This window comes from Actinomadura sp. J1-007 (assembly GCF_009793335.1).
Classification (GTDB): domain Bacteria; phylum Actinomycetota; class Actinomycetes; order Streptosporangiales; family Streptosporangiaceae; genus Spirillospora; species Spirillospora yumaensis.
Genome location: NZ_WING01000001.1, coordinates 448,179 through 470,385, shown reverse-complemented (window position 1 = coordinate 470,385; position 22,207 = coordinate 448,179). Strand labels below are relative to the sequence as shown.

General features: G+C 74.5%; 18 protein-coding genes. 10 read left to right on the top strand and 8 right to left on the bottom strand.

The window, feature by feature from the left end; translation table 11 throughout:
• Positions 1-10: 10 nt before the first annotated feature.
• From GEV43_RS02100 to GEV43_RS02095, 3 genes are all read left to right on the top strand, one after another.
• A complete protein-coding gene (locus GEV43_RS02100) occupies positions 11-667 on the top strand; it encodes a TetR/AcrR family transcriptional regulator (protein ID WP_160819248.1) in 657 nt (218 codons plus the stop codon).
• Between the two features lie 133 nt (positions 668-800).
• Entirely contained in the window at positions 801-1,205 is a 405-nt protein-coding gene (locus GEV43_RS49160) for a PAS domain-containing protein (RefSeq protein WP_241683212.1), read from the top strand.
• Positions 1,205-2,926: a SpoIIE family protein phosphatase gene (locus GEV43_RS02095; protein WP_241682741.1), complete on the top strand. Its 1,722-nt coding sequence runs from the start codon at positions 1,205-1,207 to the stop codon at positions 2,924-2,926. The genes GEV43_RS49160 and GEV43_RS02095 overlap by 1 nt, the downstream gene beginning before the upstream one ends.
• Before the next feature lie 252 nt (positions 2,927-3,178).
• Here GEV43_RS02095 and GEV43_RS02090 read toward each other — a convergent pair whose 3' ends face one another.
• Genes GEV43_RS02090 through GEV43_RS49150 form a run of 3 tightly spaced genes read right to left on the bottom strand, consistent with a single transcriptional unit; the run spans position 3,179 to position 6,272 of the window.
• On the bottom strand, positions 3,179-4,975 hold the full coding sequence (locus GEV43_RS02090; RefSeq protein ID WP_160819247.1) for an NAD+ synthase: 1,797 nt from the start codon (positions 4,973-4,975) through the stop codon (positions 3,179-3,181).
• Positions 4,976-5,034: 59 nt separating this feature from the next.
• The gene (locus GEV43_RS49155; RefSeq protein ID WP_309239404.1) at positions 5,035-5,610 is read right to left on the bottom strand and encodes an MFS transporter; all 576 of its coding nucleotides are present in this window, start codon (positions 5,608-5,610) and stop codon (positions 5,035-5,037) included.
• Entirely contained in the window at positions 5,592-6,272 is a 681-nt protein-coding gene (locus GEV43_RS49150) for an MFS transporter (RefSeq protein WP_309239403.1), read from the bottom strand. Before GEV43_RS49150 ends, GEV43_RS49155 begins: the two co-directional genes overlap by 19 nt.
• A 56-nt stretch (positions 6,273-6,328) precedes the next feature.
• Here GEV43_RS49150 and GEV43_RS02080 point away from each other — a divergent pair, with 56 nt between their 5' ends.
• On the top strand, positions 6,329-7,297 hold the full coding sequence (locus GEV43_RS02080) for a DUF5937 family protein (RefSeq protein WP_160819246.1): 969 nt from the start codon (positions 6,329-6,331) through the stop codon (positions 7,295-7,297).
• Positions 7,298-7,306: 9 nt separating this feature from the next.
• Here GEV43_RS02080 and GEV43_RS02075 read toward each other — a convergent pair whose 3' ends face one another.
• Positions 7,307-8,347: a hypothetical protein gene (locus GEV43_RS02075; protein WP_309239402.1), complete on the bottom strand. Its 1,041-nt coding sequence runs from the start codon at positions 8,345-8,347 to the stop codon at positions 7,307-7,309.
• Between the two features lie 158 nt (positions 8,348-8,505).
• Here GEV43_RS02075 and GEV43_RS02070 point away from each other — a divergent pair, with 158 nt between their 5' ends.
• The 5 genes from GEV43_RS02070 to GEV43_RS02050 all read left to right on the top strand — a co-directional run bounded on the left by GEV43_RS02070 (position 8,506) and on the right by GEV43_RS02050 (position 16,019).
• Positions 8,506-9,333 carry a transporter substrate-binding domain-containing protein gene (locus GEV43_RS02070; protein WP_160819245.1) on the top strand — a complete coding sequence of 276 codons (828 nt, stop codon included), beginning with the start codon at positions 8,506-8,508 and terminating at the stop codon, positions 9,331-9,333.
• Between the two features lie 35 nt (positions 9,334-9,368).
• Positions 9,369-10,160: an amino acid ABC transporter permease gene (locus GEV43_RS02065; protein WP_160819244.1), complete on the top strand. Its 792-nt coding sequence runs from the start codon at positions 9,369-9,371 to the stop codon at positions 10,158-10,160.
• Positions 10,157-10,960, top strand: coding sequence for an amino acid ABC transporter ATP-binding protein (locus tag GEV43_RS02060; protein ID WP_160819243.1), 804 nt, complete (start codon positions 10,157-10,159; stop codon positions 10,958-10,960). Before GEV43_RS02065 ends, GEV43_RS02060 begins: the two co-directional genes overlap by 4 nt.
• Positions 10,961-11,359: 399 nt before the next feature.
• Positions 11,360-12,721, top strand: coding sequence for a glutamine synthetase family protein (locus tag GEV43_RS02055; protein ID WP_160819242.1), 1,362 nt, complete (start codon positions 11,360-11,362; stop codon positions 12,719-12,721).
• An 85-nt stretch (positions 12,722-12,806) separates the two neighbouring features.
• Positions 12,807-16,019, top strand: coding sequence for a bifunctional [glutamine synthetase] adenylyltransferase/[glutamine synthetase]-adenylyl-L-tyrosine phosphorylase (locus tag GEV43_RS02050; RefSeq protein WP_160819241.1), 3,213 nt, complete (start codon positions 12,807-12,809; stop codon positions 16,017-16,019).
• Here the strand turns inward: GEV43_RS02050 and GEV43_RS02045 are convergent.
• Together GEV43_RS02045 and GEV43_RS02040 are read right to left on the bottom strand one after the other, a co-directional pair.
• Entirely contained in the window at positions 16,001-16,810 is an 810-nt protein-coding gene (locus GEV43_RS02045; RefSeq protein ID WP_160819240.1) for a phosphatase PAP2 family protein, read from the bottom strand. The genes GEV43_RS02050 and GEV43_RS02045 overlap by 19 nt on opposite strands.
• Positions 16,811-16,815: 5 nt before the next feature.
• Positions 16,816-17,637, bottom strand: coding sequence for a phosphatase PAP2 family protein (locus tag GEV43_RS02040; RefSeq protein ID WP_175249963.1), 822 nt, complete (start codon positions 17,635-17,637; stop codon positions 16,816-16,818).
• Positions 17,638-18,242: 605 nt separating this feature from the next.
• On the opposite strand from GEV43_RS02040, the gene GEV43_RS02035 reads away from it, so the two are divergent.
• The gene (locus GEV43_RS02035; protein WP_160819239.1) at positions 18,243-19,574 is read left to right on the top strand and encodes an alpha/beta hydrolase; all 1,332 of its coding nucleotides are present in this window, start codon (positions 18,243-18,245) and stop codon (positions 19,572-19,574) included.
• Positions 19,575-19,593: 19 nt separating this feature from the next.
• Here GEV43_RS02035 and GEV43_RS02030 read toward each other — a convergent pair whose 3' ends face one another.
• Positions 19,594-20,001, bottom strand: coding sequence for an OsmC family protein (locus GEV43_RS02030; protein ID WP_160819238.1), 408 nt, complete (start codon positions 19,999-20,001; stop codon positions 19,594-19,596).
• Positions 20,002-20,070: 69 nt separating this feature from the next.
• Positions 20,071-22,179 carry a DEAD/DEAH box helicase gene (locus tag GEV43_RS02025; RefSeq protein WP_309239401.1) on the bottom strand — a complete coding sequence of 703 codons (2,109 nt, stop codon included), beginning with the start codon at positions 22,177-22,179 and terminating at the stop codon, positions 20,071-20,073.
• Between the last annotated feature and the right edge of the window lie 28 nt (positions 22,180-22,207).

Below are 22,207 nucleotides of genomic sequence, written 5' to 3'. Positions count from 1 at the left end.
GTGACCTGCGATGACCGAGACGACAGACCGCGACACCGCGCCCGCGACGGCGCCCGGCCGCCCCGCCGACCGCGGGGCCGGCCGGGCCGCCGGGACGGGCCGGGCCCCCGGCCGCCCCCGCAGCGAGCGCGCCGAGAAGGCCATCATCGAGGCCACCCTGGACCTGCTCGGCGCGGAGTCGGGCGTGGACGGCGTGTCGATCGAGGCGGTCGCCGCCCGCGCGGGCGTCGGCAAGACCACGATCTACCGGCGCTGGCCCAACAAGGAGGCGCTGATCGTCGGCGCCCTCGCCGAGGCCAAGCCGCCGCTGCCCGAGCCCGCGGGGGAGTCGGTCCGCGCGGACCTGGTGGCCCTCGCGTCCGCCCTCGCCGCGGACCGGCGCGCCAAGTACGGCAGGTGCTTCTGGAACGTCGTCGGCAGCGCGGAGAAGTACCCGGGCCTGTACGCGCGCTACCAGCAGGACGTCATCGAGCCGCGCCGGGAGATCATCCGCGGGGTGCTGCGGCGCGGGGTCGAGAGCGGCGAGCTGCGCGCCGACCTGGAGTTCGAGGTCGCCGTGGCGATGCTCGTCGGCCCGTTCTCGGTGAAGACGCCGCGCAACCGGCTGCCCGCCGGATACCCCGAAGCGGTGGTGGACACCCTGCTGAGGGGCGTCTCGGCGGGATAACGATCAGGTGCCGGGCCGCCGTTTTCGGCGCGGTAGTCGTGATCTTCTCCCCCGATCCGGCGTCATGCACCATACTGGCGCACGGGAGTGGTAGGACGACCGGCTGTCTGGAGCGCGTCAGGTGAGATCCGTGATGGCGCCGCGAGGCGATGCGCCCGCCGCCGATTCGGCGTCCCGCACCCTGGTCCTCGGCATCGACGGTGCGCGCCGCATCGTCCGCTGCGGCCCCAACGCGGCGGCCGTGCTCGGCCGCGAGCCGGGGGAGCTGATCGGCCTCGCGGCCGCGGACCTGGTGGGCGAGGAGAGCAAGGCCGAGCTGGAGGGGCTGCTGGAGGCGATCGCCGCCGGCCAGGAGCGCACGGCGGTGCTGACCGTCCTGCGCGGCGGCCCCGCGCCCGGCGGGGCGGGCCAGGGCGGCGAGGCCGGGACCGACGCGGTGGTGACCGCGCAGCCCATGCTCGGCGACGACGAGCCGGGCGGGCTGCTGTACGTGCGGGTCGCGCTGCCCCGAGCGAGCGCTACCAGGACCCGGGGCTGATGCGCCGGGCGCTGATGGACGACCCGCTGACCCGGTTCGGCGCGTCCCTCGACCTCGACCAGAGCGCGCGCGGCCTCGTCGACGTGATCGTCCCGCACTACTGCACGACCGCGTCGGTGCTGGTGCTGGAGAGCCTGGTCGCCGCCGACGAGGTGCACGCCGAGTCCGGCTCGGCGGTGCTGCGCCGCATCGCGGTCACCTCCGACGACCGCAACCCGATGTGGACCGCGACGTTCCCGGTGGGGGAGGTGCTGATCTACCCCGAGGGCACCCCCTACCGCGAGGTGCTCGACACGGCCCGCCCCGTCCACCTGCCGCACGTCGACGTCGGCGCGGCGAGCGACATCGCCAGGCGGTGGCGGCGGCACCCGGTGAGCGACCTGCTCACCGGCGTGTCGATGGTGCTGCTGCCGCTCATCGCCAAGGACACGCTGCTCGGCTTCATCGCCTGCACGCGCGTGCCGGGGTTCCGCAAGTTCGACGCCTACGACGTCGAGATCGGCATGGAGTTCGCGTCGCGTGCGGCGATCGTCATCGACAACGCGCGTTTGTTCAGCCGGGAACGCGCCACGGCGCTGACACTACAGCGCAGCCTGCTGCCCAACCGGCTGTCCGCGCCGTCCTCGGTGGAGGTGCGGCACCGCTACCTGCCCGGCAGCAAGCTGGTCGAGGTCGGCGGCGACTGGTACGAGTCGATCGCGCTGCCCGGCGCCCGCGTCGCCCTGATCGTCGGCGACGTCGCCGGGCACGGCGTCCGCGCGGCCGTCACGATGGGGCGGCTGCGCACCGCGCTGCACACGCTCGCCAACCTGGAGCTGCCGCCCGCCGACGCGCTGCACGTGATGCACGAGCTGATGATCGAGCTCGGCGAGCAGGAGCCGCACTTCGCCACCTGCGTCTACGCGGTGTACGACGCGACCACGGGCACGATCGAGGTCGCGTCCGCGGGGCACCTGCCGCCGCTGCTGGTCTCCCCGGACGGCGCCAACGACTACCTGACGATCCCGCCCGCCCCGCCGCTCGGCGTCTCGGGCGGCGCGGCGATCGAGAGCCGCGAGTTCACCGTCGAGGACGGCAGCGTCTTCGTCATCTACACCGACGGCCTGGTCGAGAACCGGGGCCGCGACATCGACGACGGCCTCGCCCGCCTCCAGAACATCTTCGGCCCCGGCAGCACCGAGCGCCCGATGGAGGACCTCGCCAAGGCCACCCTCGCCGGCGTCTACGCCGACCACCACCGCGACGACATCGCCGTGCTGATCGCCCGGCTGAACCGCCTCCCCGAGGACCGCCGCGCGTCCTGGACGTTGCCGTCCGACCCGGCGGCCGTCCGCCGCGCCCGCGGCCTCGTCCGGTCCCGGCTGGACGAGTGGGGCCTCGGCGACCTGACCTACACCACCGAGCTGCTGGCGTCCGAGCTGATCACCAACGCGCTGCGGTACGCGCCGAACGACCCGATCGAGCTGCGGCTGCTGTTCGAGCGGACGCTCGTGTGCGAGGTGCTCGACCGCTCGGCCGCGCTGCCCCGGCTGCGGCACGCCGCCGACGACGACGAGAACGGCCGGGGCCTGCTGGTCGTCAGCCAGCTCGCCCACCGCTGGGGCACGCGCCGCACGGCGGCCGGCAAGGTCGTGTGGTGCGAGCAGACCGTCCCCGGCATCGACCCCGACCCGTCGGAGCCCGCGTCGAGCTGGCCGGGCGAGAGCCACCACCGAGAGTGACCCGCCGGCGCGCCCCCGACCGGGCGCGCCGTTCACGCCGTCCGCGCCCACCGCACGTCCGCGCCGTTCGTGCGTCCGCGCTGCCCGTGCGCCCGCGCCGCCCGCGCCGTCCGCGCGTCCGGGCTGCCCGTGCGTCCGCGCTGCCCGCGCGTCCGGGCCGTCCGCGCGTCCGGGCCGTCCGCGCTGCCCGTGCGTCCGCGCTGCCCGTGCGTTCGGGCCGCCCGCGCGCCCGCCCGTGCCGTTCCGCTGGGGTCAGCGGGTGCCGGGCTCTCGCCAGCGGTTGGTGATGGGCACGCGGCGGTCGCGGCCGAAGTTCTTCGGGGTGATCTTGGGGCCGGGCGGGTACTGGCGGCGCTTGTACTCCGCGAGGTCCACCAGCCGGATCACGCGCTCCACCAGCGCCGGGTCGTGGCCCGCCGCGACCAGGGCGTCGCGGCCCATGTCGCGCTCGACGTAGTCGACGATCAGCGGGTCGAGGATCGTGTACTCGGGCAGGCTGTCGCGGTCGCGCTGGCCCGGCCGCAGCTCGGCGGACGGCTCCTTGACGATGATCTCCTCGGGGATCGGCTCCTCCTCGAACGGGTGCAGGAACGGCAGGTCGGGCCGGCCGACCGCGCCGTTGCGCCAGCGGGCGAGCCGCCACACCATCGTCTTGGTCAGGTCCTTGATCGGCGCGAAGCCGCCCGCCGAGTCGCCGTAGAGGGTGGAGTAGCCGGTGGCCAGCTCGCTCTTGTTGCCGCCGGTCAGCACGAGGTGGCCGTCCTGGTTGGACAGGCCCATCCACACGTTCGCGCGGATGCGGGCCTGGAGGTTCTCCTCGGCGAGGCCGTCGAGGTCGAGCTCGGCCTCGAACGCCTCGACCATGCCGCGGATCGGGACGACGCGCGAGTTGATGCCCTGCCGCTTGACCAGCTCCTCGGCGTCGGTGACCGACCCCTCCGAGGAGTAGCGGCTCGGCAGCAGCACCGCGTGCACGGCGGCCGGGCCGATCGCGTCGGCGGCGATCGTGGCGACCAGCGCCGAGTCGATGCCGCCGGACAGGCCGAGGATCACCGACCGGAAGCCGTTCTTGCGGACGTAGTCGCGGGTGCCGAGCACGAGCGCGCCGTACACCTCGGCGAGGTCGGGGAGCGGCTCGGCGACCGGCTGCGGCGCGACGGCGTAGGCGGGCGGCGGCCCGGCGGACACCGAGTGCCGGTCGACGGTGATCGTGGTGCCGTCGAGCGCGTCCACCGGCGTGCGGCCGGGCCGCACGCCGGGATCGGCGGCGGGCAGCGCCAGGTCGGCGATCAGCAGCTCCTCGGTGAACTGCGGGCCGCGCGCGAGCAGCGTGCCGTCGGCGCCGACCACCATCGAGTCGCCGTCGAAGACCAGCTCGTCCTGGCCGCCGACCATGTTGACGTAGGCGAGCGCGCAGCCCGCCTCGCGGGCCCGCTCGGCGCACAGGTCGAGCCGGACGTCGTCCTTGTTGCGCTCGTACGGGGAGGCGTTGATGGCGAGCAGCAGGCCCGCGCCCGCGGCGCCGGTGACGCTGACCGGCCCGCCGTCCTGCCAGAGGTCCTCGCAGATGACGGTGGCGACGTCCACGCCGTTCAGCCGGACGACGGGCAGCCGGTCGCCGCGCACGAAGATCCGGTACTCGTCGAAGACGCCGTAGTTGGGCAGGTGGTGCTTGGCCGAGCGGACCAGCACCTCGCCCCCGCACAGCCACGCCGCCGCGTCCAGCGGCGAGCCCGCGGGCTGCCCGGCGCGCACGAGGCTGACCGTGCGGCGGTCGAGGTAGCCGGTGACGACCGGCAGGTCGCCGAGGCCCTCGGCGGCGAGGCGGCGCGCGACGCCGTCGAGGGCGCGCTGGGACGCCTGCACGAACGAGGTCCGCAGGGCGAGGTCCTCGACCGGGTAGCCGGTCAGGAACATCTCGGGGAACGCCACCAGGTGCGCGCCGGCCTCCGCGGCGCGCCTGGTCCATTCCACGAGGAGGTCGGCGTTGCCGTCGAGGTCGCCGACGGTCGGGTTCACCTGCGCGAGAGCGATCCGGAGCTGTGCCACGCGCCCCAGTCTAGTTCGGGCGATCTGGTCTCGTCACTCTGACGAGAAGTGGAGGCCGCTCAGACGGCCAGGACCCGGCGGCGGCGGATCGCGGGGGCCAGCGCGAGCTGCCCGAGCGCGGCCACCAGGCCGAGGGCCATGCAGCCGAGCCACAGCGCGGACGTGCCGCCGAGGCCGAGGAGCTGGGTGCCGCCGAGCGGCGCCAGCAGGAACCCGCCCGACCACGCGAGCCCGTACAGCCCGCCGTACCGGCCGCGCAGGTGCGGCGGCGCCAGGTCGGCGACCACCGCCTGGATCACCGACGCGGCGACGATCTCCCCGACCGACCACACCAGGATCGTCGCCATGTACGACCACAGCGACCCGGCGAGCGCGGTCAGGCCGTACCCGACCGCGACCGTGGCGGCCCCGGCGACCATCACCAGGCTGTGGTCGCGGCGGGCCAGCCAGGCGTTCACCAGCGGCTGCACGATGATGATCAGCACGCCGTTGGCGGCGATGGCCAGGCCGTACACCTGCGGCCCGAGGCCCTGCTCGCGCATCGCGAGCGGCATCGTGGTCATGCCCTGCATCAGCACGAACGTGTAGACCAGCGTGATCAGCACGTACGCCACCATCACCCGGTCGCGCAGCACGTCGGCGAACCGGCCCGGCCGCTCCCCGCGGTCGCGGGCGCGCGGGTCTCCGGGACGGCCCGCCACACCAGCGCCCCGAACGCCACGCACGTCACCGCGTCGATCCAGAACAGCCACAGGAAGCCCTGCTGGGCGAGCGTCCCGCCGAGCACCATCGCGAACGCCCAGCCGAGGTTGACCGCCCAGAACAGCAGCCCGAACGCGCGCGGCCGGTCGTGCACCGGGATCAGGTCGGCGACCATCGCCTGCGCCGCCGGCCGGTACATGTCCAGGACCAGGCCGAGCACCAGCGCCGCCGCGCTGATCGCGAGGATGCCCTGCGCGTACCCGAGGGCGAGCATCCCCGCCCCGGTCGCGAGCATGGCGAACGTCAGCGTGGCGCGCCGCCCGATCCGGTCGGCGAGCACGCCGCCGACGAGCTGGCCCGCGAGCGACCCGGCGCCGAGCACCGCCATGACCAGGCCCGCCTGCCCGAGCGATAGCCCCCGCATGGTGGTCAGGTAGAGCCCGAGGAACGGCTCGACCATCGTCCCGAGCCGGTTGAGCAGGCTGCCCGCCCACAGCACCCAGAACTGCCGGGGGAGCCCGCCGACGCGCGTGTGCACGAACGCGCCGAGCCGCCCGCGCGGCGGGATGACAGCAGAGTCGCGCAGTGTGGTCACTTACCCGATCCTCGGGGCGGGCGCCCGACCGGCGATAATCATTTAGTGAGGGCTAAATGATCGAGCTGGTGTTCGCGCCGGACGACGTGGCGCGCGTCCGGTTCGCGTTCTCCCCGCTGTGGGAGCTGGTGCGCAGCGTCCGGGTGCTGAAGGACCCGTCCGGGTACGCGCTGCACCTGCCGTGGGCGCACGCGGTGCACGCGTCCGCGCGGGGGCTGGACCTCGGGCCGCTGTGGGAGCTGGTCCCTCCGGCGGGCTACATCCCCGACTTCCTCACGCCGCCGCCCGAGACGCCGTTCCCCGACTTCCACGCCGAGCTGGACGCCGTGCGGGCCACGCCGCCGGAGGTGGTCGCCGGGGAGCTGCGCTGGATCGACCCGTCCTGGGGACGGACCGAGGCGTGGAACGATCTCGCCGCCGAGCCCGAGCGCACCGTGGAACGCGTCACCGCCCTGCTCGACGACTACTGGGCCGTCGCGCTCGAACCGTTCTGGGAGCGGATCCGCGACCTGCTCGACGGCGAGCTGCTGCGGCGCGCGCGGGCCCTCGCCGCGCAGGGCGCCGAGGGGCTGTTCGCCGACCTGCACCCGACGGTCGCCTGGGCGACCGACACGCTGCGCGTCGACCGGGCCCGGGGGCTGCGCTACCGGAGCGAGCTGGCCGGGCGCGGACTGCTGCTCGTGCCGAGCGTGTTCGTGTGGCCGCACGTGTCGGTGATGATGCCGCCCTACCAGCCCGTCCTCAGCTACCCGCCGTACGGCGTCGCGACGATCTGGGAGGCCGCGCCCGCCGCGCCGCCGGACGCGCTCGCCGCGCTGATCGGGCGCCGCCGCGCCGAGCTGCTCCTCGCCCTCGGCACGCCCGCGTCCACCACCGACCTGGCGCGCCGGATGGGCGTCACGCCCGGCGCGGTCAGCCAGCACCTCGGCGTCCTGCGCGCCTGCGGCCTGGTCGCCGGGCACCGCCTGGGCCGCCGGGTCCTCTACACGCGGACCGGTTCGGGCGACGCCCTCGTCAACGGGTGAGGGCGGCGGTCAGCGCAGGGACGCGAGGGCGTCCAGGCGGCGGGCCCGGTCCGGGTCCTCGGGGACGCCCCCGGCGTAGCGGCCCGACTCGGCCAGCCACTCCAGGTGGGCGCGCGGGGTGTCCAGCAGCACCGCGACCACGCGTGTGGCGGCCGTGCGCTGCTCCTCGGTCAGGCGCAGGTGGCCGAGGGTCTCGGGGAACGCGGCGACCTCGGCCTGCACGTCGGCGGCGCGGGCCGCGATCCGTTCCACCACGAGGCGCGCGGCCTGCTCGGCCTCCACGCCCCGCGCCGCGGCGATCACGCCGACGAGGTTGTGCACGTCGCCGCGGGCCGCCTCCAGGCCGTACGACACGACGTCGTTCGACCAGGCGACGACGTCGGCGGTGCCCTCGGAGACGAGCTTCCACGCGGGCGTACCGAGCACCCGCGCGGGCATCTCCACGCCGAGCACCGGCTCGACCAGGTCGTAGAGGAACGGCCCGCACGCCCGGCGGCGCGCGAAGGCGTACCCGTCCGGCGTGAGGCGCCGGCCGACGCGGCGGCGCACGGCCTCCTCGGCGCAGGCCGCGCGGTGGTCCTCCATGTGCTGGAGGAAGCGGCGGCGCCAGTCGCGGGACGTCCCGGGCGTGGTGAGCAGCCACAATTCGGCGAGCGCGGCCTCCAGCGGCCGGGCGCCGGGACGGGCCCGGCCGCGCCGCACCGCCCCGAGCAGCTCGTCGTACAGCCCGTACACGGCGGTCGCGCTGCCCGCGAACGGCGCGCGGTCGACCGTGTCGTCCAGCGCGAACGTCCAGGTCAGCCAGCGGGCGAACAGCTCCACCCGGTCCAGCTCGGCGGCCGGGAACGCGCGGGCGGCCATCCGCTCGCAGTGCGCCCGGCCGAGCGGGGTGGTGTCGGGGTCGCCGAGGACCAGGCCGATACCGCGCGCCCACGCGTCCAGGCGCTCGCCGAGCTGCCAGGCGCCCGGATGCACGGCCGACGGGGCGGCCAGCGGGGCCGCCCGGTCGGTCAGCGGGAGAAGCAGCGAGACGTCCACGACCCGGCCCACGCTAATGATCGACCGGGGGCCGGGCCGGTGATCGCCACGTCAATTTTCGGGAAACGGGCCCCGGAACGGGGGAGGACGGTGGGTGGACCGCCGCGTGCGGGCACGCGAGCGCGCGGCGTGGCATAGTTCGGTCACCTGCGAGATCACCAGGAGGAAGCGTGTCCGGACGAACCCCCCGCCGTCGGGCGCTCGTGGCGCCCGCCGTGCTCGCCGTGCTGGCGCTCGCCGCGTCGGCGTGCGGCGGCGGCGACGGCGCCACCGTCAAGGGCGTGAAGGTCATCGACAAGGGGGCCCTGACGACCTGCACCCACCTGCCCTACCCGCCGTTCCAGGTGGAGCGGGGCGGGAAGGTCGTCGGCTTCGACGTGGACCTGATCGACCTGGTCGCCAAGAGGCTGGGGCTGCCGCAGAAGGTGGTGGACACCCAGTTCGAGACGATGAAGACCGGCGCGGCGCTGAACGCGGGCAAGTGCGACCTGGTCATGGGCGGCATGACGATCACGCCCGACCGCACGCAGATGATGGACGTCTCCAAGCCCTACTTCGACGCCACGCAGGCCCTGCTCGCCAAGAAGGGCAGCGGCGTCAAGACCCTGGACGACGTCAAGTCCCGCAAGCTCAAGATCGGCTCCCAGTCCGGCACCACCGGCGAGGACTACGTCAAGGGCAAGGGCTTCGACCCGAGCTCGTTCGACAACTCCAACGCCGAGCTCGACGGCCTGCGCACGGGCCAGGTGGACGTCATCGTGCAGGACTACCCGGTCGTGCGGGGCTGGCTGAAGGACCCCGCCAACTCCAAGTACGAGATCGTCGCCAACCTCAACACCGGTGAGAAGTACGGCTTCTGGTTCCGCAAGGGCTACAACCCCGAGCTGGTCAAGCTGACCAACCAGGCGATCGACGAGGCGAAGGCGAACGGCTCGTACAAGGCCATGTACGAGAAGTGGGTCGGGCCGATGCCGAAGACCGGGGCCGGCCCCTCGTGACCGCCGAGCCGTTGAAGGCCGGGCCGGCGCCCGGGATGTCCCGCCGGCGCCGGCGGCGGCTCGTCCTCGGCGGGCAGTACGGCGCGTTCGTGGTCGTCGTCGCGGTGCTCGCGGCGCTGGCGGACTGGCCGCAGCTCCAGGACAACTTCGCCAACTACGGCAAGGCCAAGGGGCTGTTCCCGGAGATCCTGACGGTCGGGCTGCGCAACACCGTCGTGCTGACGGCGCTCGGGTTCGCGATCGGCCTCGTGCTCGGGCTCGTGCTCGCCCTGATGAGGCTGTCGTCGGCGGCGCCGTACCGGTGGACGGCGACCGCCTACATCGAGGTGTTCCGCGGCCTGCCGCTGCTGCTGATCTTCGTGTTCGTCGGGTTCGGGGTGCCGCTGGCGTTCCCGGGGCGGACCGTTCCCGGCGGCACGACCGGCGCGGGCGCCCTCGCGCTCGGGCTGGTCGCCGCGGCCTACATGGCCGAGACGATCCGGGCCGGCATCGAGGCGGTGCCGAAGGGCCAGATGGAGGCGGCCAGGTCGCTCGGCATGCCGTACGGCCGGGCGATGGCCTCGATCGTCATCCCGCAGGCGTTCCGGATCGTGATCCCGCCGATGACCAACCAGCTCGTCCTGCTCTGCAAGGACTCCTCGCTGATCATGTTCCTCGGCATCTCGCTGGGCGGCCGGGACCTGACCAAGTTCGGGCGCGACCTCGCGGGCCAGCTCGGCAACACCACGCCGATCGTGGTCGCGGGCGTCTGCTACCTGATCATCACCATCCCGCTGAGCCAGCTGGCCCGGTGGCTGGAGGCACGGCAGCGGAGGGGAGAGCGGTGAGCGCGCGCAAGGGGCCCGGGGGGCCCGCGGAACCCGCCGGGGACGCCGGCGCGGCGGCGATCGAGATCCGCGGGCTGCGCAAGTCGTTCGGCGACAACGAGGTGCTGAGCGGCATCGACTTCCACGTGGACGCGGGCGAGGTGGTCTGCGTGATCGGGCCGTCCGGGTCCGGGAAGTCCACGCTGCTGCGCTGCGTCAACCTGCTGGAGGAGCCGAGCGCGGGCACGGTCCGGGTCGCCGGCGCCGAGGTCACCGACCCCGACATCGACATCGACGCCGCGCGGCGCCGGATCGGGATGGTGTTCCAGTCGTTCAACCTGTTCCCGCACCTGACCGCGCTCGGCAACGTGACGATCGCGCAGCGCAAGGTGCTCAAGCGGGACCGGGCCGAGGCCGAACGGGTCGCCCGCGCCAACCTGGAGCGGGTCGGCCTCGCCGACAAGGTGGCCGAGTACCCGGGGCGGCTCTCGGGCGGCCAGCAGCAGCGGGTCGCGATCGCGCGGGCCCTCGCGATGGACCCGCGGGTGATGCTGTTCGACGAGCCGACCTCGGCGCTGGACCCCGAGCTGGTCGGCGACGTGCTCGGCGTCATGCGCGAGCTCGCCGAGGACGGCATGACCATGCTCGTGGTCACCCACGAGATGAGCTTCGCCCGCGAGGTCGCCGACCGGGTGGTGTTCATGGACGGCGGCGTGGTCGTCGAGGAGGGCCCGCCGTCCCGGGTGCTGGACGACCCGGAGCACGAGCGGACCCGGACGTTCCTCGCCCGCGTCCTCGACCCCGCCGGGCAGGGCCCGTGACCCCGGCCGGACCCGTGACCCCGGCCGTCGCCGGGACAGTGGCCGGGGCCGCCGCCGGGGCGTGAGCCGCCGCGATCGGGGCCGGGGCCGTGATCGGGGCCGAGGCCGTGCCGGGCCCGGCCCCGTATGGCACAGTTGAGATGCCGGTATGCGTGTTTCGTGCTGGTCGGAGGCGCGCGGCGGGACCGTTCCGGTGGACGGCCGGCCGCCGTCCCCGGCCCGTAACGTCGCGGTAACAGCCGGCGGGCATACTGCACAGTGGCCAGACCTGCCGACACCTGCGGAAACTCCGTTCGGCGGCGCCCGGCTCGGGTACGCCTCCGGCGACGGGGCACCCCCGCGGACCCTCCGGAGGGCGTCCGGGCGGGTGTCGGCACCGCACCATCGAGGGAGAAGGCTTTGGACCGACAGCAGGAGTTCGTGCTCCGCACCCTGGAGGAGCGTGACATCCGCTTCATCCGGCTGTGGTTCACCGACGTGCTCGGGTTCCTGAAGTCCGTCGCGGTCGCGCCCGCCGAACTCGAAGGCGCCTTCGGCGAGGGCATCGGCTTCGACGGCTCGGCGATCGAGGGCTTCGCGCGGGTGTTCGAGGCCGACATGATCGCCAAGCCCGACCCCGCCACCTTCCAGGTGCTGCCCTGGCGCAGCGAGGCCCCCGGCGTCGGCCGGATGTTCTGCGACATCCTGATGCCCGACGGGACGCCGAGCTTCGCCGACCCCCGCTACGTCCTCAAGCGGGCCCTCGCGCGCGCCGCCGACCTCGGGTTCACCTTCTACACCCACCCCGAGGTCGAGTTCTTCCTCCTGAGCGACAAGCCGGAGGACGGCCGCGAGCCGCAGCCCGCCGACGCGGGCGGCTACTTCGACCACACCCCGCACAGCGCCGCGCACGACTTCCGGCGCAACGCGATCATGATGCTGGAGTCGATGGGCATCTCGGTCGAGTTCAGCCACCACGAGGGCGCGCCCGGCCAGCAGGAGATCGACCTGCGGTACGCCGACGCGCTCACCACCGCCGACAACATCATGACGTTCCGGCTGGTGATGAAGGAGGTCGCGCTGGAGCAGGGCGTGTTCGCCTCGTTCATGCCGAAGCCGTTCACCGAGCATCCGGGCTCGGGCATGCACACGCACATGTCGCTGTTCGAGGGCGACCGCAACGCGTTCTACGAGCCGGGCGCCGAGTTCCAGCTCTCCAAGGTCGGGCGGGCGTTCATCGCGGGCCTGCTGCGGCACTCCGCCGAGATCACCGCCGTGTGCAACCAGTTCGTCAACTCCTACAAGCGGCTGTGGGGCGGCGTCGGGTCGGCGGCGGGCGCCGGCGGCGAGGCGCCCTCCTACATCTGCTGGGGCCACAACAACCGCTCCGCGCTGGTGCGCGTCCCCATGTACAAGCCGCACAAGGGGCACGCGACGCGCATCGAGTTCCGCTCGCTGGACACCGCGGCCAACCCCTACCTGTCGTTCGCCGCGATCCTCGGCGCCGGCCTCAAGGGCATCGAGGAGGGGTACGAGCTCCCGCCCGGCGCCGAGGACGACGTGTGGGCCCTCACCTCCGCCGAGCGGCGGGCGCTCGGCATCGAGCCGCTGCCGCAGAGCCTGGACGAGGCGATCCACGCGATGGAGCGCAGCGAGCTGATGGCCGACGTCCTCGGCGAGCACGTCTTCGACTTCTTCCTGCGCAACAAGCGGCAGGAGTGGGAGGAGTACCGCCGGCAGGTCACCGAGTTCGAGCGCAAGCGCCTCATGGCCGTCCTGTAGCGGCGCGCGGACGGAGACGCAATCGAGATCCGACCCCCGCGCCCGTCTCCGCGCCTCCGGCGCGCCCTCGGAATACGGTGATGACGTGAGCGAGCCGTGGACTCCCGACCGCCGTCCCTCCCTCCCGGGCCGCCTCGCGCGGCTGGGCTTCACCGACCCCGGCCGCGCCGAGCGGTTGCTGCTGGGCGCGGGACGGGACGGCGCCCCCGCGATCGGCGACGACCTCCTCGACTCCCTCGGCGGCACGGCCGACCCAGATCTCGCCCTCGGCGGGCTGCTGCGCCTGCTCACGGCCGCCGACGAGGCCGGCCTCGGCGGCGGCGTCCGGGAGGCGCTCGCCAAGGAGCCGGGCACCCGCGAGCGGCTGCTGGCCGTCCTCGGCGTCAGCGACGCACTCGGTGACCATCTCGGACGGCACCCCGAGCACTGGCGGGTCCTGCGCGACGACGGACCGGTCCTCGTGCCGCCGCCCGCCGCGCCGGTCGCGCCCGCCGAAGGCGCTCCCGAGGGCGGTTCCGGGGACGGTTCCGGAGACGATTCCGGGGACGGGGCCGTCCCGGCGGGGCCCGGCGCCCGGCCGGAACCGGCCGTCCTGCGGGCCGACCTGCTGCGCGCGGTCGGCGCCGACCCGTCCGACGCCGAGCCCGTGGCGCGCGACGCCGAGCCCGCGACGCTCGTCGCGCTGCGCGTCGCCTACCGGGGCCGCCTGCTCGCGCTCGCGGGCCGCGACCTGACCGGCGTCGCGGGCGTCGCCGACGTGGCGGGCGAGCTCGCCGACCTCGCCGCCGCCGCGCTGGAGGCGGGCCTCGCGATCGCCCGCGCCGAGGTCCCCGGCCACGAGGCGTGCCGCCTCGCGGTGATCGGGATGGGCAAGTGCGGGGGCCGCGAGCTCAACTACGTCAGCGACGTCGACGTGGTGTTCGTCGCCGAGGCCCGCGGGGACGGCGACGCCGGCGCCCCGGTGGACGAGGACGCCGCGCTGCGCACCGCGACCCGGCTCGCCTCGGCGATGATGCGGGCCTGCTCGGCGAGCACCGTCGAGGGCTCGCTGTGGGACGTGGACGCCGCGCTGCGTCCCGAGGGCAAGGCGGGCCCGCTCGTCCGCACCCTGGCCAGCCACCGCGCGTACTACGAGCGCTGGGCGAAGACCTGGGAGTTCCAGGCGCTGCTGAAGGCCCGCCCGATCGCCGGGGACGCCGGACTCGGCCGCCGCTACCTGGACGCCATCGCCCCGATCGTGTGGAGGGCCGCCGAGGGCGTGAGCTTCGTCGAGGACGTCCAGGCGATGCGGCGGCGCGTCGAGACCGACCTCAACCAGCGCACCGCCGAGGCCGAACGGCAGCTCAAGCTCGGGCCCGGCGGGCTGCGCGACGTGGAGTTCGCCGTCCAGCTCCTCCAGCTCGTGCACGGGCGCGGCGACGAGTCGCTCCGCAGCCCGACCACGCTCGACGCCCTCGACGCGCTGTCGCGGGGCGGCTACGTCGGGCGGGACGACGCGGCGGCCCTGGCGTCCGCCTACCGGTTCCTGCGCCGCGTCGAGCACCTGATCCAGCTCCACCGGCTGCGCCGCACGCACACCGTGCCGGACGACCCGGCCGACCTGCGGCGCCTCGGCCGCGCGCTCGGGCTGCGCACCGACCCGGTGGGGGAGTTCACCGCGCTGTGGCGGCGGCACGCCCGCGAGGTGCGCCGCATCCACGAGAAGCTGTTCTACCGGCCGCTGCTGCGCGCGGTGGCCCGGCTGCCGGGGGAGGAGGCGAGGCTCACCCCGGAGGCGGCGCGGGCCCGCCTGGTGGCGCTCGGCTACGACGACCCGGCCGGGGCGCTGCGGCACATCGAGGCGCTGACCGCCGGGGTGTCGCGGCGGGCGGCGATCCAGCGGACGCTGCTGCCGGTGATGCTCGGCTGGTTCGCCGACGCGCCCGACCCGGACGCGGGCCTGCTCGGGTTCCGGCGGGTCAGTGACGCCCTCGGCACCACCCCCTGGTACCTGCGGCTGCTGCGCGACGAGGTGACCGTGGCCGAACGGATGGCGTGGGTGCTCGGCTCCAGCCTGTACGCCACGGACCTGCTGCTGCGGGCCCCCGAGGCGGTGACCATGCTCGGCACGGCCGCCGAGCTGACGCCCCGCCCGTACGAGTCGCTGCGCTCGGAGGCCCTCGCCGCCGTGCGCCGCCGCGCCGAACCCGAACCGGGCCCGGCGGGCGCTCCCGCCGCGCCGGGGGGCGCGGCGATGCCCGCCGAGGACGCCGTCGCGGTCATCCGGGCGCTGCGCCGCCGGGAGCTGTTGCGGGTCGCGGTCGCCGACCTGCTCGGCATGGTGGACGTCCGGACGGTCGGGGAGGCCCTCACCGACATCGCGACCGTCACGCTGGAGGCCGCGCTGCGCGTCGCCGCCGGCAAGGTCGAGCTGGAGGCGCGCTCGCCGCTGCCGACCCGGATGGCGGTCGTCGCGATGGGCCGGTTCGGCGGCCACGAGCTCGGCTACGGCAGCGACGCCGACGTGATGTTCGTGCACGACCCGCTGCCCGGGGCGGACGACCGGGAGGCGAGCCGCGCCGCGCATGCCGTCGCCGAGGAGATGCGGCGGCTGCTGTCGCTGCCCGCGCCCGACCCGCCCCTGGAGATCGACCCCAACCTCCGGCCGGAGGGGCGGCAGGGGCCTCTGGTCCGCACGCTCGCGTCGTACGCGGCGTACTACGCCCGCTGGTCCGAGCCGTGGGAGGCGCAGGCGCTGCTGCGCGCCGACCCGCTGATCGGCGACCCGTCCCTGCGCGAGCGGTTCCGGGCGCTGATCGACCCGCTGCGCTGGCCCGAGGACGGCATCGACGACGACGCCGTCCGGCAGATCCGCCGGCTGAAGGCCCGGATGGAGTCCGAACGGCTCCCGCGCGGCGTCGAGCGGCGCCTGCACACCAAGCTCGGGCCGGGCGGCCTCGCCGACGTGGAGTGGGTCGCGCAGCTCCTCCAGCTCAGGCACGCCCACGACGTGCCCGCGCTGCGCACGACCCGTACCCTCGCGGCCCTGGACGCCGCGGTCGACGCCCGCCTGCTGGACGCCGCCGACGCCGTGGAGCTGGCGGACGCGTGGCGGCTCGCCACCCGCATCCGCGGCTCGATCATGCTGGTGCGGGGCCGCGCGTCGGACCTGCTGCCGACCGACCACCACAAGGAACGCAGCGCGATCAGCCAGATGCTCGGCTACCCGGGCACCGGCGACCTGCTGGAGGACTACCGGCGGCACGCCAGGCGGGCGCGGGCGGTCGTGGACCGCGTCTTCTACGGCGCGACCGACTGACCCTGGCTGCGTTCGGGCACGGCGGCCCGCGCCGCGCGCACGGTGACCTCGGACACCGCGAAGCCGAACGCCAGGGCGGCCATCCCGCCGACGGCGTCGAGCAGGTAGTGGTTGGCCGTCCCCATGATCACCACGATGGTGGCCGCCGGGTACAGCGCGGCGAGGACCACGGCCCAGCGCCGCCGGGTGATCCCGATGATCACCACCGCGCACCACAGCGACCAGGCGGTGTGCATGGACGGCATCGCGGCGTACTGGTTGGACACCGAGGCGGTCGGCCCCGAGTCGTAGATGCCCCACGTGCCGAAGCTGATCACGGTGTCGGTGAAGCCCGGCAGCATCCGCGGCGGCGCGAGCGGGTAGAGCCAGAACCCGGCCAGCCCGATCAGCGTGGTGGCGAACAGCATCGTCCGGTAGCGGCGGTAGTGGCCCGGCTGCCGGACGTACAGCCAGACCAGCACGCCGATCGTCATGACGAAGTGCAGGGTCGCGTAGAAGTAGTTGGCGGCGACCGCGACCCAGCCGTGCGCGGTGAACAGCCGGTTGAGCGCGTACTCCACGTCGAGGTTCAGCGCGTACTCGAGGTTGAGGATCGCGTAGGCCCGGTGCGCCGCCATCGCGTGGTCGGTCGGCACCAGGTTGCGCACCAGCTCGTACGCGCCGTAGCAGAGCAGCATGATCAGCAGCTCCGGCCACAGGCGCGGGCGGGCGGCTCCGGCGCGCGGGCGGTCCGTCGTGGTCGCGGCGGCCGTACCGCGGCCGGTCCCCGAGGCGCCTGCCGAGGTGGCCATGGCCTCTAGGGTCTCAAATGCCCGATCCACGTGCGCCACCGGCCGTCGCGGAGTCGGCCCGGCCGCTCCTCGCCCGGTCGAACGAGCGCCGGGCGAGCCCGCGGCCCGCGCCCGCGCCGCCAGGACCCGTTCGGGCAGTGCCGGTAGAGCACCCAGGAGACCGCCAGGCTCCCCAGGATCAGCACGACGCCGGCCACCGCGTCCAGGACGTAGTGGTTGGCGGTGGACAGGATCACGAACACGGTCGTCGCCGGATAGAGCACGCCGAGCAGCTTGGCCCACCGCTGGGACGCCATCCGCACCAGGATGAACCCGCACCACAGCGCCCATCCGGCGTGCATCGAGGGCATCGCCGCGTACTGGTTGGTGAGGCTGCCGGACGCGTCGCTGGCGTACAGGCCGAACGAGTGCAGCGCCGTCACCGGGTCGACGAAGCCCGCGCTGTCGAGGAACCGCGGCGGGGCGAGCGGGTACAGCCAGAAGCCGACCAGCGCCACGCCCGTCGCGACCATGATGGACGTGCGCAGCCACCGGTACTGGTTGGGCCGGTAGCGGTAGAGCCACACCACCACCCCGAGCGTCACCGCGAAGTGGGCGGTGGCGTAGAACATGTTGGCGGTCCGCGCGAGCCAGGGCACCTGGAGGAGCATCCGGTTGAGGCCGAGCTCCACGTCGAGACCGAGGAACCGTTCGGCGCCGAGGATCTGGTCGGCGTGCCTGAACGCGGGGGCCGTCCCGTCCTGGTGCAGCACGATGCGCGTCAGCGTGTAACCGCTGTAGAACAGCACGATCAGCATGAGCTCACGCCACACCGGAGGTGCCGTCATCCGGGGCACCCGGAGGCGGGCACCCCGTCGCGCGTTCTCGCCGCCGGCTCTCTCGGCCTGCGCTCGGCGAGCTGCTGGGGGGGCGGTTTGGGCCATGCTACCTATCTTTGCCTCGCGGGCACCTTTTGAGATCACCGCGACGAATGGTCTTCATCTCAGCCTTGAGTAGTACGACCCCGACGCGGTGTCCGGACTTTCGGGGGAGTGCCCCTGGGGGTCTCCACCCGGGTACGGGCCGGGGTGCGGCGCTGTCGATTTGATCAGGAGTCAGCATAGGAGGCGATGGGTACGTCAGGACCGTCCCCCCGGCACTTGATCGGAGGGGACGAATGCCGCGGAAGGCGTCAATACCCGTCACGGTGGTCGTTAGCGCCGCCGCGCTGGCCGCTATCGGACCGGCCGCCTGCGGCGTGTCGGACTCCCCCTCGGGAGCCACCCCCGCGACCGGCTCCGTGCCCGGTCCGGCCCGTTCGGGGCGTTCGGGCCCCGCCGGCGGCCTGCCCGCCTCCATCACCGGGCAGCGGCCCGAATGGCGGGCGTGCCAGGGCCTGCCGAAACCCGTACCCGGTACATCAACGCCTCCTTCGGGCTTCCAGTGCGCCACCGTGAAGGTGCCCCTCGACTACGCCAGGCCCGGCGGCGACACCATCGGGCTCGCCCTCCTGCGCGTCAAGGCGACCGACCCGTCCAAGCGCGTCGGCTCGCTCGTGTTCAACTTCGGCGGCCCCGGCGGCGACGGCGTCACCGCGCTCGCCCAGTCCGCCGGGAGCTACCGCACCCTCAACACCCGGTACGACCTGATCGGCCTCGACCCGCGCGGCGTCGGCCGCAGCGCCCCCGTCACGTGCGTGGACGACCGCCGGATGGACGAGATCAACGCGCAGGACGACTCGCCCGACGACGCCGCCGAGGAGAGGGCGCTCACCGCCGCCCGCGAGTCGTACGACAGGGGATGCGCCGCGCGGTCGGGGCGGCTGCTCCCGCACGTCGGCACGCCCAGCGCCGCCCGCGACCTGGACGTCGTCCGGACCGTGCTCGGAGACCGCGGGCTGCACTACTTCGGCGTGTCGTACGGGACGTGGCTCGGCGGCAGCTACGCGCACCTGTTCCCGCGGGCGGTCGGGCGCGCCGTGCTGGACGGCGCGGTCGACACGAGGATCAGCACCGAGGACCTCGACCTCCAGCAGGCCGCCGCGTTCCAGCGGGCCCTGCGCAGCTTCGGGACGGCGTGCGCCGGGCTCGGCCGGGACGCGTGCCCCCTCGGCCGCGACTCCGCGTCCGTCGTCGCGGCCATCGGCACGCTCCTGGACGGCCTGGACAGGGCGCCGCTGCCCACCTCCGGCGGGCGCAGGCTCACCCAGTCGCTCGGCACCACCGGCGTCAGCGCCGCGCTGTACTCCGAGCAGGCGTGGCCGACGCTCGCGCAGGGCCTCGCCGAGGCCGTCCGGCAGCACGACGGCACCACCCTCCTCACGCTCGCCGATCTCCAGAACGGCCGCGAGGACGACGGCCGCTACTCCAACCTGTCGGCCGCGAACACGGCCATCACCTGCGCCGACACCCCGGACCGCTACACCGTCCAGGATGTCCGGCGCGTACTGCCGAAGTTCAGGAACGCCTCGCCGGTGTTCGGGCCGTCGATGGCGTGGAGCATGCTCCAGTGCACCGGCTGGCCCGTCAGGGGCGACGCCGCCGCGCAGCGGGTGGCGGCCCCGGGCGCGGCGCCGATCCTCGTCGTCGGCAACACCGGCGACCCCGCCACCCCGTACGCCTGGGCACCGGCGCTGGTCAAGGAGATCGGGAAGAGCGCCGCGCTCCTCACCCTCAAGGGCCAGGGCCACGGCGCCTACGACACGAACGACGCGTGCGTGCGCGCCGCCGTCGACGCGTACCTGCTGGACGGCAGGGTCCCCGCCGACGGCACGACCTGCGGGTGAGCCAGGCCCGGAGCGCCGGTCACGTCAGGGTCACCGGGACGACCTGCTCGACGGTCATCGGCTCCTTCAGCGCGTTGCCGACCGTGCAGTAGCTGTCGTGGACCCGCTTGGCGACCTTGGCCAGCACCTCCGCCGCCTGGTCGTCGCCCTCCGGCAGCTCCACGTCGTAGGTGACGGTGATCGTCCCCAGCCGGCTCGTCGCGATCTTGTCGGCGGACACCCGCGTGGCGAGCCGCACCATCCGGTGGCCGCGCTGCGCGGTGAGCGGCTCGACCGAGACCAGCTCGCAGCCGCCGAGCGCCGCCAGCATCAGCTCGACCGGAGTGAACGCCCCCTCGACCCCCGACTCGCCGATCGCGACGCTCGCGCCCCGGTCGTTGCTGGCCTGGAAGCCGTCGCCGGTCCGCTCCACCCTCACCTCGGGCATGGGTTCCCCTTCGGTCGCAACACTGTCCGCCCATCGAAACACGGCAGGTGGGCCGCTTCTTCCCCGGGGTCAGGAAACCTCGCGGGCGCCCGCGTCCAGCCGTTCGCGCTCCTCCTCGACGATCCGCCGGGCGAGCGAGGACTCCGATACGTCCACCGCCTCGGGCGCGGCCTCGGCGAGGTCGCTGCGCCGCGCGTACGCGTCGAACAGCCGCGCCTTGGTCCCGAGGATCTCCAGCATCCGCTGGTCGACGCCGCCCGGCGTGAGCAGCCGGTGCGCCTGGACGCGGCGCGCCTGCCCCATCCGGTGCGCCCGCGCGACCGCCTGCTCCTCCAGCGCCGGCTTCACCTGCGGCTCGCAGATGACCACCACGGAGGCGGCCTGGAAGTTGAGGCCGACCCCGCCCGCCTGGATCTGCGCGAGCAGCACCCCGTGCCCGTCCCCGGCGGCGAACGCGTCCACCATCGCCTGCCGCCGCACCGCCGGCACGTCCCCGGTGATCGGGCCGACCACCCCGTCGCCGAGCGCCTCCCGCACGGCCGCCAGCACGTCCCGGAAGAACGAGAACACGACCACCTTCAAGCCGTTCTCCGCCGACTCCTGCACCAGCTCCACCAGCCGCCGCAGCTTCGCCGACTCCGCCGGGACGGCGTAGGCCGCGCGCCGCATCGCCATGAAGTTGCCGTCCCGCACGGCCTGCCGGTACGCCTCCGCGTCCGCCTCGCCCATCTCCTCCCACTCGTCCACGCGGACGACCTCGGGCAGTTCGAGGAGCACGTCCTGCTGGTTGCGGCGCAGGTACACGGGCGCGATCCGCGCGCGGAACGCCTCCGGCCCCGCGATCGCGTCCACCGGCCGCACGTCCGCCGCGAGGTCGGGCCGCAGGAGCGCGACGAGGTTGCGGAACTCCGCGACCCGGTTCTCCATCGGCGTCCCCGTCATGAACAGCACCCGCTCGGCCCGCCCGCACCACGCCGCGACCGCCTGGGAACGGCGCGCCTCCGGGTTCTTGACGAAGTGCGCCTCGTCCACGACCAGCAGCTCCACCCGCACGCCGCCCGGCACGCCGAGCGCGTGCAGGCTGTCGAGGGTCGTCACCGCGACGCCGCCGTCCCGCGCCCAGTCCGCGAGCACCGCCGCCCGGTCCGGGCCGTGCGCGGCGACCGCGGGCAGGTCGCTGCGCGCGCGGAACTCCCGCAGCCAGTTGACCAGCACGCTCGCCGGGCACACCACCAGGAAGCGCCCCCCGCCCGCCGCCGCCAGATGCGCGATCACCGCGATGGCCTGCACGGTCTTGCCGAGCCCCATCTCGTCCCCGAGCAGGACCCGCCGCTGCGCCAGCGCGAACCGCGCCCCGAACGCCTGGTAGCCGCGCAGCGACACCCGCAGCCGCGACTCGTCGAGCGGCTCGGCCCGCACCCGCGCCGCGAGGTCGTCCGGCAGATGCCCTTCGCCCGCGCCGCGGTCGGGCTCCAGCGCGGCGATCTCGGCGAGCAGCGCCCGGTACTCCGAGGCGTCCGCCTCGAAACCCGCCCACGCCTCGACCCCGGGCACGTCCGGCCGGAGCAGGTCGGCCGACACCTGGGCGAGCAGCAGCCCCGTCCCGGCCCGCCCCTCCCGCTCCACGGCCTCCGCCACCCGCGCGAGCGCCGCGCGGACCGCCTCCCGCCGCCGCGCGCGAACGAACCGCATCCGCCACCTCGACCGCGCCGGCCGCGCCTCCTCGACCGCCGCCGCGAGCCGTTCCACCAGGCCCTCCGCGGCCCGCGCCGCCCGCACCCGGTCGGGCCCGGCCGCCACGAGCCGGTGCAGAGCCACCACAAGAGCGGTCACCCGCGGATCCCGCTCGCCCGCGTCGAGCCGTACGGGCGCCGCCCGCACCGCCGCCTCCTCGATCTGCCGCGCCGCCGCGTCCATGGCGTCGGCGGTCTGCGCCCCCACACCGGGCAGCAGCCGCAGCCCGTTCCGCCCCGCCCGAAGCACGTCCCCGACCGTCTCGAACCCGGCCTTCTCCAGCGCCCCGAGCCGCAGCCGCCCGGACGTCACGTCCCTGAGCCGTTCGATGGGGATCGCGGCGAGCTGCCGATCGACCACCTCCCGCCGAAGCGGCTCCAGAACCCCCAGCACCTCCGCCCGCGCCCGCTCGTGATCGCGGATCAGCGCCTCGGCCGCCCCCACCAACTCACCCGCATCACGCAGAACGTCC